This is a genomic window from Wolbachia endosymbiont (group A) of Anoplius nigerrimus (genome assembly GCF_947251795.1).
Lineage (GTDB): Bacteria > Pseudomonadota > Alphaproteobacteria > Rickettsiales > Anaplasmataceae > Wolbachia.
On sequence record NZ_OX366385.1, the window covers coordinates 858,110 to 876,887 of the forward strand.

Annotated in this window: 21 protein-coding genes and 2 pseudogenes; 11 read left to right on the forward strand and 12 right to left on the reverse strand. The window is 34.6% G+C overall.

The window, feature by feature from the left end:
• Positions 1–13 precede the first annotated feature (13 nt).
• Positions 14–1,429 (reverse strand): gluzincin family metallopeptidase, encoded by a 1,416-nt coding sequence (locus OPR26_RS04525; RefSeq protein WP_265015594.1) that lies wholly within the window; start codon positions 1,427–1,429, stop codon positions 14–16.
• 275 nt (positions 1,430–1,704) lie between these two features.
• Here OPR26_RS04525 and OPR26_RS04530 point away from each other — a divergent pair, with 275 nt between their 5' ends.
• The 4 genes from OPR26_RS04530 (at position 1,705) to OPR26_RS04545 (ending at position 6,188) form a co-directional block, all read left to right on the forward strand.
• Positions 1,705–2,184, forward strand: coding sequence for an OmpA family protein (locus tag OPR26_RS04530; protein WP_182319815.1), 480 nt, complete (start codon positions 1,705–1,707; stop codon positions 2,182–2,184).
• 182 nt (positions 2,185–2,366) lie between these two features.
• Positions 2,367–3,662 carry a tRNA lysidine(34) synthetase TilS gene (gene tilS / locus OPR26_RS04535; protein ID WP_265015596.1) on the forward strand — a complete coding sequence of 432 codons (1,296 nt, stop codon included), beginning with the start codon at positions 2,367–2,369 and terminating at the stop codon, positions 3,660–3,662.
• A 12-nt stretch (positions 3,663–3,674) separates the two neighbouring features.
• Complete coding sequence (ftsH, locus tag OPR26_RS04540; RefSeq protein ID WP_265015597.1) at positions 3,675–5,513, forward strand: ATP-dependent zinc metalloprotease FtsH; 1,839 nt, start codon at positions 3,675–3,677, stop codon at positions 5,511–5,513.
• Positions 5,514–5,678: 165 nt separating this feature from the next.
• Positions 5,679–6,188 carry a hypothetical protein gene (locus tag OPR26_RS04545; RefSeq protein WP_265015598.1) on the forward strand — a complete coding sequence of 170 codons (510 nt, stop codon included), beginning with the start codon at positions 5,679–5,681 and terminating at the stop codon, positions 6,186–6,188.
• On the opposite strand, the gene OPR26_RS04550 is transcribed toward OPR26_RS04545, so the two are convergent.
• A complete protein-coding gene (locus OPR26_RS04550) occupies positions 6,154–6,564 on the reverse strand; it encodes a transposase (RefSeq protein ID WP_320157296.1) in 411 nt (136 codons plus the stop codon). The genes OPR26_RS04545 and OPR26_RS04550 overlap by 35 nt on opposite strands.
• A complete protein-coding gene (locus tag OPR26_RS04555) occupies positions 6,561–6,926 on the reverse strand; it encodes a transposase (protein ID WP_264731180.1) in 366 nt (121 codons plus the stop codon). Before OPR26_RS04555 ends, OPR26_RS04550 begins: the two co-directional genes overlap by 4 nt.
• A 55-nt stretch (positions 6,927–6,981) precedes the next feature.
• Between OPR26_RS04555 and OPR26_RS04560 the strand changes: the two genes are divergently transcribed.
• A complete protein-coding gene (locus OPR26_RS04560) occupies positions 6,982–7,194 on the forward strand; it encodes a hypothetical protein (RefSeq protein ID WP_265015599.1) in 213 nt (70 codons plus the stop codon).
• On the opposite strand, the gene tmk is transcribed toward OPR26_RS04560, so the two are convergent.
• Complete coding sequence (gene tmk / locus OPR26_RS04565; protein ID WP_265015600.1) at positions 7,187–7,777, reverse strand: dTMP kinase; 591 nt, start codon at positions 7,775–7,777, stop codon at positions 7,187–7,189. The genes OPR26_RS04560 and tmk overlap by 8 nt on opposite strands.
• 102 nt (positions 7,778–7,879) lie before the next feature.
• On the opposite strand from tmk, the gene OPR26_RS04570 reads away from it, so the two are divergent.
• Complete coding sequence (locus OPR26_RS04570) at positions 7,880–8,452, forward strand: thioredoxin family protein (protein WP_265015601.1); 573 nt, start codon at positions 7,880–7,882, stop codon at positions 8,450–8,452.
• A 5-nt stretch (positions 8,453–8,457) separates the two neighbouring features.
• Positions 8,458–10,176: a monovalent cation:proton antiporter-2 (CPA2) family protein gene (locus OPR26_RS04575; RefSeq protein WP_265015602.1), complete on the forward strand. Its 1,719-nt coding sequence runs from the start codon at positions 8,458–8,460 to the stop codon at positions 10,174–10,176.
• Positions 10,177–10,206: 30 nt separating this feature from the next.
• On the opposite strand, the gene OPR26_RS04580 is transcribed toward OPR26_RS04575, so the two are convergent.
• Genes OPR26_RS04580 through OPR26_RS04595 form a run of 4 tightly spaced genes read right to left on the reverse strand, consistent with a single transcriptional unit; the run spans position 10,207 to position 12,485 of the window.
• Entirely contained in the window at positions 10,207–10,824 is a 618-nt protein-coding gene (locus OPR26_RS04580) for an SURF1 family protein (RefSeq protein ID WP_265015603.1), read from the reverse strand.
• 1 nt (position 10,825) lies between these two features.
• Entirely contained in the window at positions 10,826–11,302 is a 477-nt protein-coding gene (gene bfr, locus OPR26_RS04585) for a bacterioferritin (protein WP_253302250.1), read from the reverse strand.
• Positions 11,303–11,361: 59 nt separating this feature from the next.
• Positions 11,362–11,847, reverse strand: coding sequence for an RDD family protein (locus OPR26_RS04590; protein WP_265015604.1), 486 nt, complete (start codon positions 11,845–11,847; stop codon positions 11,362–11,364).
• The gene (locus OPR26_RS04595; protein WP_265015605.1) at positions 11,847–12,485 is read right to left on the reverse strand and encodes an HAD family hydrolase; all 639 of its coding nucleotides are present in this window, start codon (positions 12,483–12,485) and stop codon (positions 11,847–11,849) included. Before OPR26_RS04595 ends, OPR26_RS04590 begins: the two co-directional genes overlap by 1 nt.
• A 153-nt stretch (positions 12,486–12,638) precedes the next feature.
• On the opposite strand from OPR26_RS04595, the gene OPR26_RS04600 reads away from it, so the two are divergent.
• Positions 12,639–13,844 carry a hypothetical protein gene (locus tag OPR26_RS04600; protein ID WP_265015606.1) on the forward strand — a complete coding sequence of 402 codons (1,206 nt, stop codon included), beginning with the start codon at positions 12,639–12,641 and terminating at the stop codon, positions 13,842–13,844.
• Between the two features lie 42 nt (positions 13,845–13,886).
• On the opposite strand, the pseudogene OPR26_RS04605 reads toward OPR26_RS04600, so the two are convergent.
• Together OPR26_RS04605 and OPR26_RS04610 are read right to left on the reverse strand one after the other, a co-directional pair.
• A pseudogene (locus OPR26_RS04605) lies at positions 13,887–14,220 on the reverse strand (transposase); the annotation flags it as partial.
• A complete protein-coding gene (locus OPR26_RS04610) occupies positions 14,217–14,582 on the reverse strand; it encodes a transposase (RefSeq protein WP_264731180.1) in 366 nt (121 codons plus the stop codon). The gene OPR26_RS04610 and the pseudogene OPR26_RS04605, both read right to left, overlap by 4 nt.
• Before the next feature lie 55 nt (positions 14,583–14,637).
• Here OPR26_RS04610 and OPR26_RS04615 point away from each other — a divergent pair, with 55 nt between their 5' ends.
• Positions 14,638–14,808, forward strand: coding sequence for a hypothetical protein (locus OPR26_RS04615; RefSeq protein WP_265015607.1), 171 nt, complete (start codon positions 14,638–14,640; stop codon positions 14,806–14,808).
• Between the two features lie 1,006 nt (positions 14,809–15,814).
• On the opposite strand, the gene OPR26_RS04620 is transcribed toward OPR26_RS04615, so the two are convergent.
• Positions 15,815–15,946 (reverse strand): hypothetical protein, encoded by a 132-nt coding sequence (locus OPR26_RS04620; protein ID WP_265015608.1) that lies wholly within the window; start codon positions 15,944–15,946, stop codon positions 15,815–15,817.
• Between the two features lie 478 nt (positions 15,947–16,424).
• Between OPR26_RS04620 and OPR26_RS04625 the strand changes: the two genes are divergently transcribed.
• Positions 16,425–17,217 (forward strand): IS5 family transposase gene (locus OPR26_RS04625; RefSeq protein ID WP_264705175.1). Its coding sequence is split into 2 segments (ribosomal slippage): positions 16,425–16,688 and positions 16,690–17,217, totalling 792 coding nucleotides; the frame shifts between segments, so codons are not numbered across the junction.
• Entirely contained in the window at positions 17,183–17,887 is a 705-nt protein-coding gene (locus OPR26_RS04630) for an IS5 family transposase (RefSeq protein ID WP_265015609.1), read from the forward strand. Before OPR26_RS04625 ends, OPR26_RS04630 begins: the two co-directional genes overlap by 35 nt.
• 18 nt (positions 17,888–17,905) lie before the next feature.
• On the opposite strand, the pseudogene OPR26_RS07370 reads toward OPR26_RS04630, so the two are convergent.
• A pseudogene (locus tag OPR26_RS07370) lies at positions 17,906–18,751 on the reverse strand (WD1261 family protein); the annotation flags it as partial.
• Positions 18,752–18,778: the final 27 nt, after the last annotated feature.

Consider the following 18,778-nt stretch of genomic DNA (forward strand, 5'->3'; position numbering starts at 1 on the left):
TCAAGAAAACCATTTATTGAGACAAATTATACTTTTCAGATAAGTAGTAAGTAACACACTCAACGTCTAAACCCTTACCTGTTACTTTTTTTAGCAGTTCCAGGTCACACTTTGCACTGTATATATTTTGAGATAACCAACTGATAAGTAAACTAAAATCTCCTTTTATTATAGCACTTAATGATTCGTAATGATTCTTTTTAACGAAAGAGAAAATCTGCACAGCAGCAATTAAAGCAATAATTTTTATAGGAAAGTAGCCCATAACACCGCTTGCCCAATATTCATCTTGAAAATAAGTGTTTAGCTCATTTTTAGCTTTTACTGGAATTTTATAGTGCTTCATACCTTCCAACCACGCATCATGCAGGTCTTTGACTTCCAATGTGCCATTTATTATATCTTGTTCTAACTTAGTTCTCAACATAATATGAGCTAACAGACTAAATTCATCTGCATTTTTTAAAAAAGAAGAAAGGTTTATTTCATTGAAAACCAAGTGCAAATTTTCAACACTGCTATTAGTTTTGCCTTTTATAGCAAACTTCTCTTTTATGTGTGGTTGAATGAACTCAATAAATTCTCTGGATGTTCCAATCATCCTTTCCATGAATAACCCTTGAGTTTCATACATAACATGTCTCGTAATTGGGCTACTCATAGAATTTTGCGCTAAACATTTTTGATAAATTGCATAACCACTATGCCGTAAAAGTGAAAATAAACCATAACAAAAGTCAGATTCATCATAATCTATAGGGTAGTAATAAGAAGTACGAACCTCATGCAGTGCGACACCCATTTGCTGTAAACATGACGAGCCAAGTTCAATCTGCTTCTGAGTAGCAACTTTTTGTATATTAGTAACCTTATCCTTTTTCTGCTTTTCAATTATTTTATCTACATTTCCACTAAAGAATTTGCCTACCTTGGGAAATATTTCCTTTATATTCTTTTCTGTGATATCAGAGTCATAGTCAGCAAGCAGTGAGTCGTATTTTGAGCATTTTAATTGCTGCGATTTTATAGAAGCTACTTCGCGAATGAGTGTGATTAAATCAGTAAAACGTTCTTTTAGTTTTTCTAAGTTACTGGTTTCAGAATGAGATAGCTTCCATAAATTTTGGCATTCAACCTTAGCTTTGGATAAAGACTTTACTAAATCAATAGGAACAGCACTGTTGCTTTTATGTATTCTCTCTATTAACTTTAGCTGCTGAGTATTTGCACTTTTTTTGTTACCAAGAGCATCTGCTAATGATTCCTTTATTGCGTCATGAGAGATAATTTCATGTCTGATTTCTTCTAGAAGACTCATTTGTTCAACTTTGTCCTCTATATTCAATTGGCTTTGGTTTAGTACTTTTAGCGTATCTTCGATATTCTTTACCCTATATAATACTTCCTCTAAAAACTTATAAGATTTCATATTTGTTCATTATTTTAGAAAACATCTGTTTAACATCGTGATAGATTAATAATAAAGTTAAAAGTATATTTGCTTAAAGTACAATAAAAAATTGTACTTTTTATTCCTTTATTGGATTTTTCTACTCAGAGTCCAGCATATTATAGGAAAATTAATTGTAAGGTTGTAGAAAAAGTATTTAGTATTTTATTTCTCTTGACTATATTACAATATGGAGAGATATTAGCTACTGAAATTAAAGTTACGCACTATTTAAAATTTATGGAGGTTTAGTAATGTGGAGTAGACTGGTTATAATGTGCTGTTTTTGTTTATTACTTACTGGTGTAAGTTCTTGCCCAAAAAAAGGAGCAAATACAACAAATAAAATAAATTCTGTTGTTAAGCAGATAGGTGATAAAAGAGTTTTCTTTGGTTATGATGAATCTAATATTACTGAAGTAAGTGCAGATGCATTACTTGACGTAATGGAGGTGTTACAAGATAACCCTGACGCGAAGGTTACTTTAACTGGTCACACTGACAACCGTGGTTCTCATGAATATAATCTTGCGCTAGGCGCTAGAAGGGCAGATGCAGCTAAAAAATTTATGGTTAGTTGTACACCCTACATAGAAAACAGAATAAAAACTGCTTCTAAAGGTGAAACTGAGCCTTTGGTTAATGTAAAAGATGATTCTAGAAATTCTAAATATGAAAAAGAGCATGCTAAAAATCGTAGAGTGGAATTTTCATTTTCTGGAATAAAGAAATAGTTTCTTGCATTAAAACCTGGATCCCAGTGTCAAGCACTGGGATGACATAAAGAAAGGGCACTGGGGTAGACAAAAAAGGACAAACTTGTCATATTTCGTTGCTTGAGCGGGATCTATATATACCACAAATAAGTCGCGGTATGACGTAAGAGATCTGACCTATCTGGCCATCAAGAGACATAATGGAATTAGAGTTATTATTTCAAAATGTGGTTAATAGTTTTGCTTTCTATAACAATCAAGTTGCAGTTGCAGTATCAGGTGGTGTAGATAGTATAGTCTTACTGCACTTAATGACTAACTGGGCAAAAAAAAACAAGCTTTCACTTCCTATAGCATTAACAGTAAATCATGGATTACGTCCAGAGTCTCAAAAAGAAGCTGATTTTGTTGTAAGTTATGCAAAGGAACTTGGAGCAAAGGAATCGTTCATATTAAATTGGGAGAAGCAAAATATTAAAGGTAATATTCAATTACAGGCACGAAAAGCACGATATAAGTTACTAGCAGAGTGGTGTAAAAATAATAATGTTAAATATTTGCTTGTTGCTCATCACAAAGATGATCAAGCAGAAACGTTCTTATTAAGATTGGAGCGAGGTAGTGGCGTAGATGGATTATCATCAATGGATTACAAATCTTTCTTAAATGGTATTTATATATTTAGGCCACTGTTAAATTTTAGTCGTAGTGAAATAGAAAAGTACGCTAAGCTTCACCAATTAAAATGGATCGAAGATAGAAGCAATCATGACTTAAAATACAGACGAACTTTATACCGCAACTTACTTAAAGCAAGTGATAATCAAGAGCTTTTAACAGAGCGAATATGCCTCACAGCCCTTCATATGAAAAGAGCTGCAAAAGCGTTAATGCACTACACACGCCTTGCGTTTAATGACGGCGTTAATGTTCATGATCTTGGTTATATTGAAATTAAACTAAGTGAATTTTATCAATTGCCAGAGGAAATAGCCTTGAGGATTCTTCTTTACTCTATAATGGCAATTGCCAGTAAACATTATAAACCAAGGTACAACAGCCTTATCGTAATATTTAATAAAATATTGCAAAAGGATAATAATGTTAACTGTACACTTTCTGGGTGTAAAATAAGAAAACATGGAGAAAATATCTTAATAATTAGAGAATCGTCAAGGATACAAGAAATCACCGTAAACCTACCTTTAAATGAACCTATTGAATGGGATAACAGATTTAGCTGCACAATACTCGGAAATCAAGAGTGTTCAGTTATCATCGCTCCATTAAAAAAAACACAAAAAGTTCCTGAATTTCTGAAGGATTACAACTGCTGCCCTGAAGTTTTCTATTCTTTGCCTACAGTACAAAAAGATAGAAAGGTGCTTGCTTATCCTGATGTAAATCATAACGGAAAAAATACCAATGACGATAAGGTTCAATGCATTATTAATAGCACGATAAAACAAAATTTGGTAAGCTTGATTAGTATTTAGTTAGAAATAGAAATGAAAAAATTTTTAGAAGGCTTATTGATCTGGTTAGTAATTATTGTTCTTATTTCAGTTGCTTATATTCAGTTCAGCGGAAATGTAGGTAAAAGTAAAACAATTATACCTTTTTCGGAATTTTTAACTAGACTAGAAGACAATGATGTAGAAAATATTGTCATAAAAAACCAGAGCATTGAAGGCAAGTTCAGGGACGGTTCAAGTTTCAATTCAAGCGGTGTCATATATAGCGACCTAATAAAAAATTTACATGATAGAAAAGTGAGATTCTCCTTTTCAACTGGAGATTCTGCCATGAACGTAATTGGTGGATTACTTATCTCATGGGTCCCAACATTTATCTTTATTGGCTTCTTGCTATTCTTTCTTAAACAAACACAAGCGGGGGGCAACAGAACTATAAGCTTTGGCAAGTCAAGGGCTAGACTCATGACTAGTGGGAAAAAAGTAACATTTGATGATGTTGCCGGAATTGATGAAGCAAAAGAAGAGCTAGTAGAGATCGTTGATTTCCTTAAACAAAGGCAAAAATTTCAAATATTAGGTGGAAAAATACCAAAAGGGTGCCTTTTAATTGGCTCTCCTGGAACTGGTAAAACTTTACTTGCTCGTGCAATTGCAGGAGAAGCTAATGTGCCATTCTTTAGCATTTCTGGATCTGATTTTGTTGAAATGTTTGTTGGTGTTGGTGCGAGCCGTGTTCGTGATATGTTTGATCAAGGCAAGAAAAATGCTCCTTGTATAATTTTTATAGATGAGATAGATGCGGTGGGTAGACATCGTGGCATTGGTCTTGGTGGTGGTAATGACGAAAGAGAACAAACATTAAATCAGTTATTAGTTGAGATGGATGGCTTTGAGTCTAATGAGGGCGTAATAATAATTGCTGCGACTAACCGTCCGGATGTCTTAGATCCAGCACTGCTTAGACCTGGTCGTTTTGACCGACAGATTACTATTTCTTTACCCGATATAAATGGGCGTGAAAAGATATTAAATACTCATATAAAGAAAATATCAATAGCACCAGATGTAAATGTGAAAACAGTTGCAAGAGGAACACCAGGCTTTTCTGGAGCTGATTTAGCAAATTTAGTGAACGAATCTGCACTTATTGCTGCAAGAAGAAACAAGAAGGTTGTTACCATGGACGATTTTGAATATGCACGTGATAAAGTGATGATGGGCGTAGAAAGACGATCCCTAATTATGACAGAAGAGGAAAAGAGACTGACTGCATACCATGAAGCTGGTCATGCGATAATTGCTGTTAATATGCCTGCTTCTGATCCTATACACAAGGCAACAATTATTCCACGCGGTAGAGCACTCGGTTTAGTTATGAGACTACCAGAAACAGATAGAGTGTCCCTCACAAGAGAAAAGATGATAGCAGATATTACTGTTGCTATGGGTGGAAGAGTAGCAGAGGAGCTAATTTTTGGCTACGATAAAGTCACAAGCGGTGCATCTTCGGATATAAAACAAGCATCTGATTTATCACGCGCTATGGTAACAAAATGGGGAATGAGTGACAAAATAGGCCCGATCTATCACAATCGCGAACAAACCATACATGGTTCTGACATAATTTCTGAAGATACGTTAAAACTTATAGATGAAGAAGTAAAGAAAGTTGTGTCTTCCTGCTATGAAAAAGCAAAAGACATTTTGACCAAGCATAAGAAAGGCTTAGATCTCATTGCCGAAAATCTACTGGAGTTTGAAACTTTAACAGGAGATGAAATAAAGGACATATTAAGCGGAAAAAAAATTGTTAGAGAGGAAAATGAGAAGAATGAGAAAATAAAAAAATCCTCTCTCTATGAGAGTTGACCTCATCTTAAAAATGTTAATCAGCTAACGCTGCAATAAAACAATTTAGAATTGTAACTGTCAATATAAATTGTATTAAAATATTCATAATATTGCATTTTCATCACAATAATGCTATCATTCAGTTAGTATTAATGTTTAATAATGTTTAATGAGGTGTGAGTAATGATTGATATAGCTTCTATTGGTGTAAGTACAGTTATTGATCAGAATTATAGAAGAAAAGCACAATTATGTTTATCAGGATTATTTGTAACTGTGTCAATAGCAACTGTTACCTGGTTTATTTTCCCTGCGTCACAAAATGTATTAGCTCCGTTTTTACTTCCGGCTATGTTCTTGCTCTTCACTTTATCGATGGGTTATTACATGTTCATATTTAGTTGTGAAGAAAAATCTTTGGTAAAGAATGTTCTTGGTATCACTGACCCTGCTGAATCGGTCAAGAGAGTGCATTGCCAAGAAAATATTAAATCCTTATTAGCAGAAGTGAGAAGTACTACGAAAGATAGGTTTTGCAACGCGCTTGTTAATCTTTGTTTTGAAGATCGCAGTAAAGCACACAAACTTGCATTATATGTGAAAGAAATTGACGATATTGTGTCTTCAATAAAAAATAAAGACCTCTTAGAGCATGTCTTCAAACTGAAGAATGAGCTAATTTGTGAAGCATAATAGTGATCATATTAAAGAAGATATAGTTTTTTGAGGTGAGAGGAGAATGCTCGTAATCTTTACTCATGCGCCTAAAATTGGAAAGCCAGGCAAAAGTTCTTTCAACAATCCAACGTTTGGGAATAACTTGAAATCCTGTATCAACTATTTTCTTGGCAATCGTTAATAAACATCCCGTTTCCAATAAGCATCTGTTTTGTAATTTACCTATGTACCCTTGATCAGCAAAAAACTTACGTAAAGTTGGAACTTTGCATTTAGCTTGGGCAAAAAGATTTAGAGCACTATCACGATCTTGAATACTTGCACTCTGTACTTCAGCAGCAATTACAAGACCCACAGTATCTACAATAATATGGCGTTTTCTGCCCTTTATTTTTTTGCCAGCATCATATCCTCTGGATCCCCTTTTTGAGTAGTTTTCACTGACTGGCTATCAATTATACCTACTGATGGAGTCTTATTTTTACCAATCATCTCTCTTACTTTTTTAACTAGAAAATCATGAATTTCTTGCCATATTCCACTTTTTTTCAAGCGCGAATTACAACTATATACGGTTTTCCATGGTGGAAAATCTTTAGGCAGTTGTCTCCATTGACATCCTGTTCTCATCATATAGCGGATTGCATTAATAATTGTTCTAATACTATGTTTTCTTGGTCTGCCGGTCTTTTTAGGTTCAAAATATGGCTCTATTGTCTTCCATTCTTTGTCACTTATATCGCTTGGGTACATCTTAAAATGTACCTTATACCATACTTCTTAACTTCTTTCTACTCAGTTTGAAGACATGCTCTTAGACCATTTTGATCAATTTTTTACTATTACTGAAGTAAGCAATAAAAAAAATAGAAGTGAATTAATGAACCTCGCAAGGGCATATAAGATGATAAGTGAAGAAGATCCAGACAAAATACAGGATTTTTTAGCTACTCAAACAAAAAGTTATTCATATGAAATAATGTTACCTGAAATTGATAATTTTCTATCACAAGCTAGGTGATTTTATCAATAATTTCATTGTGTACGTGATTATCATTTTTTGTTTCAATTCCAGTGATAACACTGCACCTAACGGGCTCTTTTATGGCTATTTCCTGAAATCCTTTTCTGACCTTATTGTAAAAATTAACATCCATTTCTTCATATTTATTCTTGTCTTTCGCTCTACTTAACCCAACTTTAACATCAATATCTAGAATAAATGTAATATCTGGATATCTAACTCCAGCCAACCTGTGCAAATCTTCTATTAGTTTTAAATCAACTCCAAACCCATATCCTTGGTATGCAATGGTTGAATCAATAAACCGATCACAAATCACTATTTTCCCTTCTGCAAGAGCTGGTAATATTAATTTTTTCATATGTTCGTGCCTCATCGAGATAAGTAGCAAGAGTTCAGAAATAGGATCAATATTATTTGTTAACAACACTCCTCTTATCTTTTCTGCAAAATCAGTGCCACCTGGTTCTCGAGTCGACACTACATTATTTTCGCCGTGAATTTGCTTAAAATGATTTGCAAGTAGCTTAGATTGTGTTGTTTTACCAGAGCCGTCTATTCCTTCGAAAGTTATGAACATAAGTTTTATAATACTAAAAAAGAATATGCAAACAGTATACATAGAAACCGTTTGACATTTAAATAATAAGACCATAAATTATGTATGGTATAATAATAGTCTATGGTTGCCCTGAATACTCCTAAAGTCGATTTTAGTTTTTCTGCAAAAGATTTTAATCTTTTGGGAGTAGACAATAAATACTATACATTAAGTGACTGTTGTGGAAAAAATGGTCTTATTGTAATGTTTATATGCAATCACTGTCCTTACGTTCAGTTAATTATTAGCAATCTGGTAAGCGATGTTGATCAATTGAAAAAAGATTATCAGGTAAACACCATTGCAATAATGCCAAATGATGTAAATGAATATCCAGAAGATTCCTTTGAAAATATGATTAATTTTGCCAAGGAAAATAAGTTTACATTTCCATATTTAATTGATAGTACACAGAAAATAGCTAAAGAATACGGGGCTGTTTGCACTCCTGACTTTTTCGGCTTTAATTCCAATTTCAACCTTTGCTATCGTGGACGTTTTAACGACACAAAAAAAGAAAAGGTTCAAAGCTATGAAGTAGGAAGTAGTGACTTATTTCAAGCTATGAAATTTATTGCAGAAACTGGTAATTCTCCAATTGACCAAAAATCAAGTATTGGCTGCTCAATTAAATGGTCTAATTCTACAGGTTAAATATCATGCACAGTGGCTCTCAGCATTTGTTTGATATTATAATTTTACTTTCTGCTGCTGTGTTTATAGTCATAGCATTTTGGAAAATGAATATTAGTCCAGTGCTCGGTTACTTCGTTGCAGGTGCAGTTATTGGTTCTCATGGATTTAATCTGATACACTCAGCTGAAGCAATGGATAATCTTGCAGAATTTGGTGTAGTTTTTCTATTATTCATTATAGGCCTTGAATTGACATTTGAACGCCTGATCGCTATGCGTATTCATGTATTTGGGTTCGGTTCTCTTCAAGTTATAGTTACCATGGTAGCAATATGGTGCATCGCTCTTGCTTTCGGAGTGAATACGAATATAGCAACAGTTATTGGTGGTGGGCTCGCGCTATCCTCAACAGCAATAGTGTTGCAGGTTCTGCAAGAAAAAGGTTCTCAAGCAAGTCAGGTTGGTAGGTTGTCAATAGCAGTACTATTAATGCAAGATTTTGCAGTGGTACCATTAATAGTATTGGTACCTTTGCTTGCTGGCAATTCTGAGCACAGCCTGATAAGCTCATTGGCAGGTTCATTGGTGCAAGCAGCTATTGCATTAGTGCTGATATTTATAACTGGTAGATTATTGCTTAGACCTTTATTTTCGGTTATTGCTAAAATGGAAAGTAATGAGGTCTTTATATCAACAACGCTTTTAATAGTATTAGGAGCAGCATTTATTACTGAGCAATTCCATTTATCGTTGGCATTAGGTGCATTTGTCGCTGGATTGTTAGTTGCAGAAACAGAATACAGACACTCAGTGGAGCACGCGGTATTACCATTTAAAGATTTGTTTCTTGGCTTATTTTTCATGACTGTTGGTATGTCCATCAATACCGAACTTTTACTCAATAAGTTACCACTAATTACTTTATTATCGATTATCCTTATCGTTTTAAAAACATCTATCATATATATATTGTGTAGATTTTTTGGATTTAAGAGTGCACCTGCTATACAAGCTGGGTTACTGCTTTCACAAGGCGGTGAATTTGCGTTTATTTTATTTCGCTTAGCAGATGAGCTAAATGTGCTACCAAGTGAAATCGCTCAAGTACTTATGATGGTAACTACAGTAACCATGGCTTTCACTCCTCTTTTATCGGGGCTTGGAGATTGGATAGCAAACTCATTTAGCACTGAGAAAACAATATTAGATGATGAAGCTGTTGAAACAGATACACAAGATCTTTATAACCATGTGATAGTTGCTGGATTTGGTAGAGTGGGATATATGGTAACAAAAATGCTTACGGCAGAGCATTTAAGTTACGTTGTTGTAGATATTCAATCGAAAATAGTCAAAGAAGGAAAAAGTGATAGTTTTCCTATATATCTTGGAGATGTTACAAGATGTGAAATTTTAAAATCAGTAGGAATAGAAAGAGCTCAAGCTCTTGTGGTTTCAATAAAGAATGAAGTTACTATAAAAAAAGTTGTTTCTTTAGTTGCAGCAAATTTTCCGCATGTAAATATTGTAATACGCTTACCAGATCTGAGTAATGTGGAGGTTTATAGAGATCTAGGAGCTAGTAAAATTATTCCTGAAACATCTGAGATAGGATTGCAGCTAGGTGGAGCTGCACTGAGCCTCAGTGGTATTAGCGAAAGTGGAGTTACGTCTTTAAAAAGTAGATTTAGAAAAGGCAATTATAGTATGTTAAAAGACCTTGGTAGTGATAAAGGTGAATGACTACTTTTCTAATTTTATGTACAGAAAGCTTCAAGCTTTATTGAGGTTTTGCCTATAGTAAATTACGCACATAATCAACCAAGTTAAGGAAAGTGCAAACCAAGTGATTGCATATTCCAAATGCTTCATTGGCTGTATAGCTAATTTGCTGCCAAAATTGTTCGGCCACAATATACACTTCTCTAGCTTAATACCTAACTCATTGGAAATTTCTTCTGTACTCAGGGTAAACCATGTATTCGAAGCAGTATCGTTCTTGATAAACCAATTTTTGCTTTTATTGCTATCGCAATATAAAGTTCCATCTGCAACTACTTTTTCAATTTTTACTTTTTCCTCTTTTTTTTCTTTAACTATTCCTTTGTTCACTAACATATAATTTCCAGTAGTGAGCAGCATGGGAGACAACACATAATAGCCGTGTTGCCCTGCAAAAACATATAGTTCTATGCCACTTAGAATCCCACCAATCTTGACATGCCTATAGTTAAATTTTTCAAGGTCGTTATTGGACAACAGATGAACAACAGGAAGATTCATATTTTTGATAATATTATTCTTCCAGTTCAATCTGAATAATTGCCATAATCCTAATGAAAAAAGGAGCAAACAAGGTACAATTAAAATAAATACTATCTTTTTTAACACTCTATATTTGTGTTCTTAAATAGTTTTCAACACCCATTAGTTCAATAAGATCGATCTGCTTCTCAATCCAATGGAAGTGCTCTTCTTCATTTTTTAACATCTCTTCTAATAACATTACACTAACAAAATCTTTTTCTTTCTCAGCGATAGAAATCGTTTCTTTGATATCCTTAATACCTTTTCCCTCTAATTTCAAATTAGCTTCTAAGATTTTTTGTATTGTATCTTTTGTAAACTTTCCATCATACTTTGAGATTCCATTTGTATCTTGAAAATTTGGGACTCCTTTAAACAACAAAATTCTTTCTGCCAACTTGTTCGCATGTTCAAGTTCTTCGTTAAGCTCATTTTTTACCTTTTCTGCAAGTCTATTAATTCCATTGTTTTTGAGAACCGCAAAATGCAAAAGATACTGGCGTACAGAAGTCAGCTCATTGGTCAATAATTTGTTCAAATGTTTTACTATCTCTTCATTCATAATCTTCCCTGAGTTCAATTTATCAGCATAATTTACATGATAATGATAGTTATAGCAACTCATTTAATAGTTCCTTTGATAACAACCGTATTAAATAGCATGTCGTGGTATGTCTGTTTTTTCTTAGAGAAGCAAGCAACTAGATACCAATAGAGGGTGAGCAGCACTATAATTACTTTCAATGCACTCAAGACATTCACTAATACCTCCTGATCTTGCAAAAATTCAGTAAGGACAACTACTACACTGTTTAACAAAGGAAGAAAAAACTGGGAAGAGCTTCTGTCAAACGCTAAATTCAAGTCTATTTTAGAATTATCTAAATTGATAGTATACATATTCATTAACTGTTGACCGGGAGTTGCTTGGGCCTTTGAAGATATAAAATATGTGAAGTAACTACAATTTACACACATGTATGATAGATGTAAGATCAACGGAGAATCCTCTAATAGCAGTATAATTAATAAAGTTGGAATTAATAAAATTGCTACATCTATTAAATATGCGCAAAGGCGCCTTTGTATACTGGCAATCTCTGTCATTACCTATCTTCTAAATACTTTATTATAAAATCTGTAAGTTTATCAAAATGTTGAAAACATAACAAATCTTCATAACCGCTTATTGATTGACCGTATATAATAGGTAAACAATTGGCATTTTGTGCACACAGAACATCTGTGATGCTATCACCAACGAAAAACACATTTTCTCTATTTATAGGTAACGTACTCTCTTCTAGTGCAAATAGCAGTGGGGTTGCAGATGGTTTATCTTCTGCAGTATCGCATGACCCAACTACTCTTTCAAAGTAAGAATCTAGTTTAAAATAGGCAACTTCTTTACGTAAATTAGTATTTTTCTTATTACTTACTATTGCTAGATAAATATTGTGGCTTTTCAGTGTCTGCAACATTTTCTCTACTCCTTGATTCAGAGCAATGTTTTGCAATAGTGCATCATCTAAATATTGTTGATATATCTGATTTGCTTTTTTCCACTGATCGCCAAATAAATTGACCATATAGCTCTTTCTCGACTCATGGGAATTTCTATCGGCAGCTTTATTACTATACCCCATTGAGTTTATGGTATGCTTAATAGCATTAAAAATGTTATCTTGAGTGTCAACTAAGGTATTATCCCAATCGAATACTACTGCTAATTGACTATCTTTCATCTCTTATATGGTTATACATTTTAACTTAAGTAAGTAAATAGCATTTTAATAAAAAAAATATAAATAGAACGCTCTACCACAAGTTATGTTAACTGTTTTTTATATAATTAGCTAATATACTGGTTATATGATATGTTTTAATAGGTAACAGGTATGGCCCGGGCATCTAAAGAAAGTGTTGAAAAAAAGTTTAAAGATGTTTTTGAACGTTCTCCAGGTGCTTTTCCAGAAGGCACCTCATTAGAAGAGAAGGTTAATTATATTGCAAAAGGAACCAAGGCTCTAAAAGCTGTAAAAAGTAAGGAGCTTGAGAACAAAATGGAAAATATTGCAAAGTTAAACAAAGAACTTGAAAAACGACAAAGACAGAACGACGAAGAAATAGATAAACTTAGACGATCAACACAAGAGTTAAGGAAAGAGTTTGGTACAAGTAAAAGAAGTAGAGCGGGTGCAATACTGCAAGAAGCTAGGCAAGATACGCAACTATCAAGGATTGAAGGGTTGCATGATAATCTAGAGTTTCAAGAGGCAGTTAGCAATCTTAAAGAAACTACTGCAGAAGGTAAGCAGTTTGGGCGAAGTGGACAAAAAGAGACTTCTGTGCAAGCAGACATACAACTACCGGGAAATGTGTGGGCTCAAATTCCATCAGAGCCTAAATCACAGGTTGTTAGTCCTTCAGCCAGTAAGGACTCCACAGAAGTAGCTGACACTCTTGGAAAAACTTCAGCAAAAGATAAGAGTTTTAAACAGAGTGGACAAAAGACTTCTGAGGTTTCTGCACAGACGGATGAAGTCCCATCGGAGCATAATGCTGGTTTCTCATTGAGCAGAAATCTTAAAAGAGAGAAATCTAATAATAAAAAACTTGAGCAAGGTGAAAAGGATAGTGCACCTCAGCCACAAGAAAATCAAAAAGAAGAAGGGCTTTTTAGTCTCCTGAAACGCTTTGTTAAGAAAATATTAGAAAAACTTTTAGGTGAAGATGAAAAGAGCGTAGAGAATACTCATGACATGAGAGAAGCTGCTCAAAGAAATACACTAAATAACGAGGTGCAACAAAAAAGTATGGATCAGAGTTCTTTCATAAATATAAATGGAAAAGAGTTCAATTTAGAACCGGAAAAGGCTTTTAATTATCAGGATAAAGCTCTTAAAGTTAGTATTACATATAATAGTCCTGAGACAAAGCAAAATCTGCAGCAAGATACAACTTCTCTCAATATTGCTAATGCGATTAACTTAAATATCAATGGTAAGGAATATAATGTACAACCTGGTGAGTCTTTCAATTATAAAAGTCCCGGCTTAGAGCATGTCTTCAAACTGAAGAATGAGCTAATTTGTGAAGCATAATAGTGATCATATTAAAGAAGATATAGTTTTTTGAGGTGAGAGGAGAATGCTCGTAATCTTTACTCATGCGCCTAAAATTGGAAAGCCAGGCAAAAGTTCTTTCAACAATCCAACGTTTGGGAATAACTTGAAATCCTGTATCAACTATTTTCTTGGCAATCGTTAATAAACATCCCGTTTCCAATAAGCATCTGTTTTGTAATTTACCTATGTACCCTTGATCAGCAAAAAACTTACGTAAAGTTGGAACTTTGCATTTAGCTTGGGCAAAAAGATTTAGAGCACTATCACGATCTTGAATACTTGCACTCTGTACTTCAGCAGCAATTACAAGACCCACAGTATCTACAATAATATGGCGTTTTCTGCCCTTTATTTTTTTGCCAGCATCATATCCTCTGGATCCCCTTTTTGAGTAGTTTTCACTGACTGGCTATCAATTATACCTACTGATGGAGTCTTATTTTTACCAATCATCTCTCTTACTTTTTTAACTAGAAAATCATGAATTTCTTGCCATATTCCACTTTTTTTCAAGCGCGAATTACAACTATATACGGTTTTCCATGGTGGAAAATCTTTAGGCAGTTGTCTCCATTGACATCCTGTTCTCATCATATAGCGGATTGCATTAATAATTGTTCTAATACTATGTTTTCTTGGTCTGCCGGTCTTTTTAGGTTCAAAATATGGCTCTATTGTCTTCCATTCTTTGTCACTTATATCGCTTGGGTACATCTTAAAATGTACCTTATACCATACTTCTTAACTTCTTTCTACTCAGTTTGAAGACATGCTCTTAGAGATCAGCGTAATAAACGGTCATCAACAAAGTAAGAACTTTGATAGAATTTTAAATCAGGACCAAAGTGTAAGCGAGGGTTTGAAGCAGGCAACAAAGCTTGAAAACCCAACGATAACACCTGTTAATACTCCTAAAGTAAATACAGGTCGTGAAAGGTGATCCGCTTTCAAGCTTCATTATACCGCCGCGAACCGTCATACCGCAGGTATCTCTAGATCCCGCTGCGGTATGACGATTGTCATCCCAGCGCCCCATAAGTGTTGAAAGTGCAGTCACACAAGGTGATTAATGGTATGTAAATCTCCTCTTGATATCAACCTTCGTTGTTGGGAAAGCAGATAAACCACGTCAAAAATTCGCTTAAACCTTCTAACCACAGGCAAAAAGGCGCTTTTTTGATTTATTTTATTGTCATTGAAATTTATGCCATTAACCACCTTATATAATGCCACTTATAGCACTTTCAACACTTATGCCCAGCGCCCCTATGATGTCATCCCAGTGCTCCTTTTTTTGTCATCCGAGTAGCCCCTATGATGTCATTCCAGCGCTCCTTTTTTTGTCATCCGAGTAGCCCCTATGATGTCATTCCAGCGCTCCTTTTTTTGTCATCCGAGTAGCCCCTATGATGTCATTCCAGCGCTCCTTTCTCGTCATCCCAGTGCCTATTTCTTTGTCATCCCAGTGCCCAGACACTGGGATCCAGAAAAAAGAATGGCGTCATGTAAGTAGCCTCCTTCTCCTGTCATCCGAGTAGCTGACACTGGGATCCAGGAAAAAGAATGGTGTCATGCAAGTAGCCCCTATAATGTCATCCCAGTAGCCTCCATAAGTGTTGAAAGTGCTATAAGTGGCATTATATAAGGTGGTTAACGGCATAAATTTCAATGATAATAAAATAAATCAAAAAAGCGCCTTTTTGCCTGTGGTTAGAAGGTTTAAGCGAATTTTTGACGTGGTTTATCTGCTTTCCCAACAACGAAGGTTGATATCAAGAGGAGATTTACATACCATTAATCACCTTGTGTGACTGCACTTTCAACACTTATGCAGTAGCCTCCTATAATGTCATCCCAGTGCGTGACACTGGGATCTAGTCTTTATTATGCAGCCACTTATTTAAAGTTAAGTTTTCTGGATCCCAGTGTCAGCTACTCGGATGACATCATCCTTTTTTTGGGATTCCAGTGTCAAGCACTGGAATGACATCATAGGGGCACTGGTTCACTCTATAATGGCAGTGCTCCTTTCTTGTCATCCGAGTAGCCCCTTCTCCTGTCATTCCAGTGCGTGACACTGGGATCTCATTTCACTCTATAATAGTATCATCCCAGTTCATGTTAGCCATAAATATTTAAGAAATTTACCAAATGAAAAAAAAGGCAAAAGAAACCCTAGTCATTGTCTATTTTCAGTATTGGCGTTTTTTAAGTCTTAAACGCTGCAATTTAGCTGCTTTTAAATGCAACTAACCTTAGCTATAAATGTTTAAGAAATTTACTAGGCAGAAAAAAAGGCAAAGAAAACCCGTGGTAGCTAGGCTCTGTGGACAAAAAATATGAAAAGAGAGAAAAAGATGGTAGTTTAGCCTAATAGGTAAAAAATGGAGAAACTACCATATGCAATATTACATCAAAGAGGAAAATTGGAAACAAATTTTAGAGTTCATAAAAAGCGTAAAAGGAATGCACAGCAAAGATGAAAAACGTTTAAGAACCTGTACATGATCTCAAGAAAGGAATAAACTAAGAGATAATGTATATAAGTTAGGATATATGAGGAGTTTATACCCAAGTAATATAAGTCGGGAAAGATTTGAGATTATATTACCAGATCTAGAGTCCTGTAGAAAAAAAACAAAACCAAGAAAACTTGATTTGTATGATGTATTTTGTGGAGTGTTATACGTTCTGAAAAGCGGTTGTCAGTGGAGAATGCTACCAAAAGAGTTTCCAAAATGGCGCAATTGTTACGACTATTTTAAGAAGTGGAGTGAAAAACCAGATGCAAATAAAGAAAGTGTTCTGGAGCTGGTGTTAAAAAAAAATAGTTGGCGTAGTCCGACAAAACAATGGTCGGAAAGAAAAAACCAGCTTCTGCATAATTGATGCACAGAGTGTAAAAAATGCAGATACTGCTGAAGAAAAAGGCTACGATGCAGGCAAAAAGATTTCAGGAATAAAACGCCATATTGCAGTAGATACGCAAGGTTTGCCACATGCAATTTATGTAACAACAGCAGAGATAACTGACCGTAGCAGTGCTGTGAGAATGGTAGAAAATGCAAAAGAAAACCTCTCGGGAGTTAAAAATGTACTGGTTGATGCAGGCTATACGGGAGAGAATTTTGCAACACAAATAAAAGCAACTATTGGTGCAACTGTTGAGGTAATAAAACGCAGTGAATTACATACCTTTGCTGTATTGCCAAAAAGATGGGTTGTAGAGCGTTCTTTTGCTTGGTTGGAAAAATGTAGACGGTTATGGAAAAATTGCGAGCGTAAACTCAACACCAGCTTGCAAATGGTAGTTCTTGCTTTCACTGCTTTGTTCCTCAAAAGATTATGAACAGGTTCTAAGAATATTCATAGAGGCAGTGTGGTACATAGTGCGAAGTGGTTGCCAATGGAGACTTTTACCAAAAACTTATGGTAATTACAGGAGTATACATAAGCGATTTAAAAGATGGTGTGAAAGAGATGTCTGGAAAAAATTGCTTGAATATACTAAACAAGAGCCTGATTTAGAAGTTGCTATAATCGACGGTACGATCATCCGAGCCCATCCATGTTCATCTGGATATACAAAAAACTCCAAGGATCAAGAAGCTTTAGGGAGGAGCAAAGGTGGCTTTACAACTAAAATACATGCGCTTGTCGATGCACTTGGAAATCCACTTAAATTTACTCTGACTCCTGGTCAAAGAAATGAAATTACGCAGGCACAAGTGTTGACCGAAAGTATCTATAACTCTACTGTAGTAGCTGACAAGGGCTACGATAGCAATGCCTTTGTTACAAGTCTTGAAGACAAGGGATGTACAGTAGTTATTCCGCCAAAACGGAATCGAAAAGTGCAAAGGTATTACGATGAGCATATCTACAAAGAACGTCATTTGATTGAGTGTTTTTTTGGTAAAATTAAAAATTTTAGGCGCATTTTTTCCAGATTTGATAAAACTGCTGAGGTTTTTATGGGTTTTCTCAATTTTGTTGGAGCTCTTGTATGGCTTCTCTAAAATTTTGTCCACAGAGCCTAGGGTGTTTTTTGTATTTATAGGATATATTAATCCATCCATTTTTAATGCTTTCTCTTGTCGATCCACATTCTCATGGTCGATTGTATATTTATCTCTACTTGATAATCCGATCATGTGTAGTTTGCCAGCTAAGAACATTATATAGCTCTCTATTAACTGATTCTCACATATCTCTAATACTTCTCTTTTTACTGTTTTGTTAGATGACGAAAGTTCTTTATAGTGACCACCCAAAGAAAAGAACAATGCTATATCTTTATCTGCTTTTATATTGTGGATGGAATAATAGTGATTTATTACCTCTTTACATAAGCTGAATTCTTTATCAAATTCATTTGCATAATTTATTTTTAGTAACTTTTTAACATCATTAAGTACTTGTTTCTCAAAATCATTATTATTGTTAAATAAAGCTTTACCTTTTGGATTCGCTAAAATATTAAGAAGCTTTAATTTTTTTTGATCTTCTGTCAATCCTGCTTGATCTACAATTCTCCTTAGCAATTCTCCTAGTGCGTTATAAGTAGTAGATGTTCTTCCACTTTCGACTGTAGCATATATTTTATCAATTACTTCTTGAGTGTTGAGCTGAGCATTTTCTGCAAGAACTCTATAAGCTTGAACATAAATTAAAAACAGCCCTTGTAGACTAAACTTTAAGTTAAAATATTCATCTAATGGCTCTCCCTCTTTTTTAATGAATGCAGACAATCCAAAATGATTTCTGTGGTCCATACTACGATCTAAGTCAGCGTGTTGAAAGCTACCTAAAAAAATAAATAACGTCTCTAATAAATTACCCTTACCAACAATTTTTATTAATTCTTCAACTTCTTTAACCATTGCTAAAACCTATAATGTTCTACTTTA

Coding starts and splice junctions, on each gene's coding strand:
- OPR26_RS04560 (WP_265015599.1), top strand. CDS start 6,982: ATGCTCTTAGACCATTTTGATCAATTTTTTACTATTACTGAAGTAAGC.
- OPR26_RS04575 (WP_265015602.1), top strand. CDS start 8,458: ATGCACAGTGGCTCTCAGCATTTGTTTGATATTATAATTTTACTTTCT.
- OPR26_RS04600 (WP_265015606.1), top strand. CDS start 12,639: ATGGCCCGGGCATCTAAAGAAAGTGTTGAAAAAAAGTTTAAAGATGTT.
- OPR26_RS04555 (WP_264731180.1), bottom strand. CDS start 6,926: ATGTACCCAAGCGATATAAGTGACAAAGAATGGAAGACAATAGAGCCA.
- OPR26_RS04615 (WP_265015607.1), top strand. CDS start 14,638: ATGCTCTTAGAGATCAGCGTAATAAACGGTCATCAACAAAGTAAGAAC.
- OPR26_RS04610 (WP_264731180.1), bottom strand. CDS start 14,582: ATGTACCCAAGCGATATAAGTGACAAAGAATGGAAGACAATAGAGCCA.
- bfr (WP_253302250.1), bottom strand. CDS start 11,302: ATGAATGAAGAGATAGTAAAACATTTGAACAAATTATTGACCAATGAG.
- tmk (WP_265015600.1), bottom strand. CDS start 7,777: ATGTTCATAACTTTCGAAGGAATAGACGGCTCTGGTAAAACAACACAA.
- tilS (WP_265015596.1), top strand. CDS start 2,367: ATGGAATTAGAGTTATTATTTCAAAATGTGGTTAATAGTTTTGCTTTC.
- OPR26_RS04530 (WP_182319815.1), top strand. CDS start 1,705: ATGTGGAGTAGACTGGTTATAATGTGCTGTTTTTGTTTATTACTTACT.
- OPR26_RS04525 (WP_265015594.1), bottom strand. CDS start 1,429: ATGAAATCTTATAAGTTTTTAGAGGAAGTATTATATAGGGTAAAGAAT.
- ftsH (WP_265015597.1), top strand. CDS start 3,675: ATGAAAAAATTTTTAGAAGGCTTATTGATCTGGTTAGTAATTATTGTT.
- OPR26_RS04545 (WP_265015598.1), top strand. CDS start 5,679: ATGATTGATATAGCTTCTATTGGTGTAAGTACAGTTATTGATCAGAAT.
- OPR26_RS04590 (WP_265015604.1), bottom strand. CDS start 11,847: ATGACAGAGATTGCCAGTATACAAAGGCGCCTTTGCGCATATTTAATA.
- OPR26_RS04570 (WP_265015601.1), top strand. CDS start 7,880: ATGGTTGCCCTGAATACTCCTAAAGTCGATTTTAGTTTTTCTGCAAAA.
- OPR26_RS04595 (WP_265015605.1), bottom strand. CDS start 12,485: ATGAAAGATAGTCAATTAGCAGTAGTATTCGATTGGGATAATACCTTA.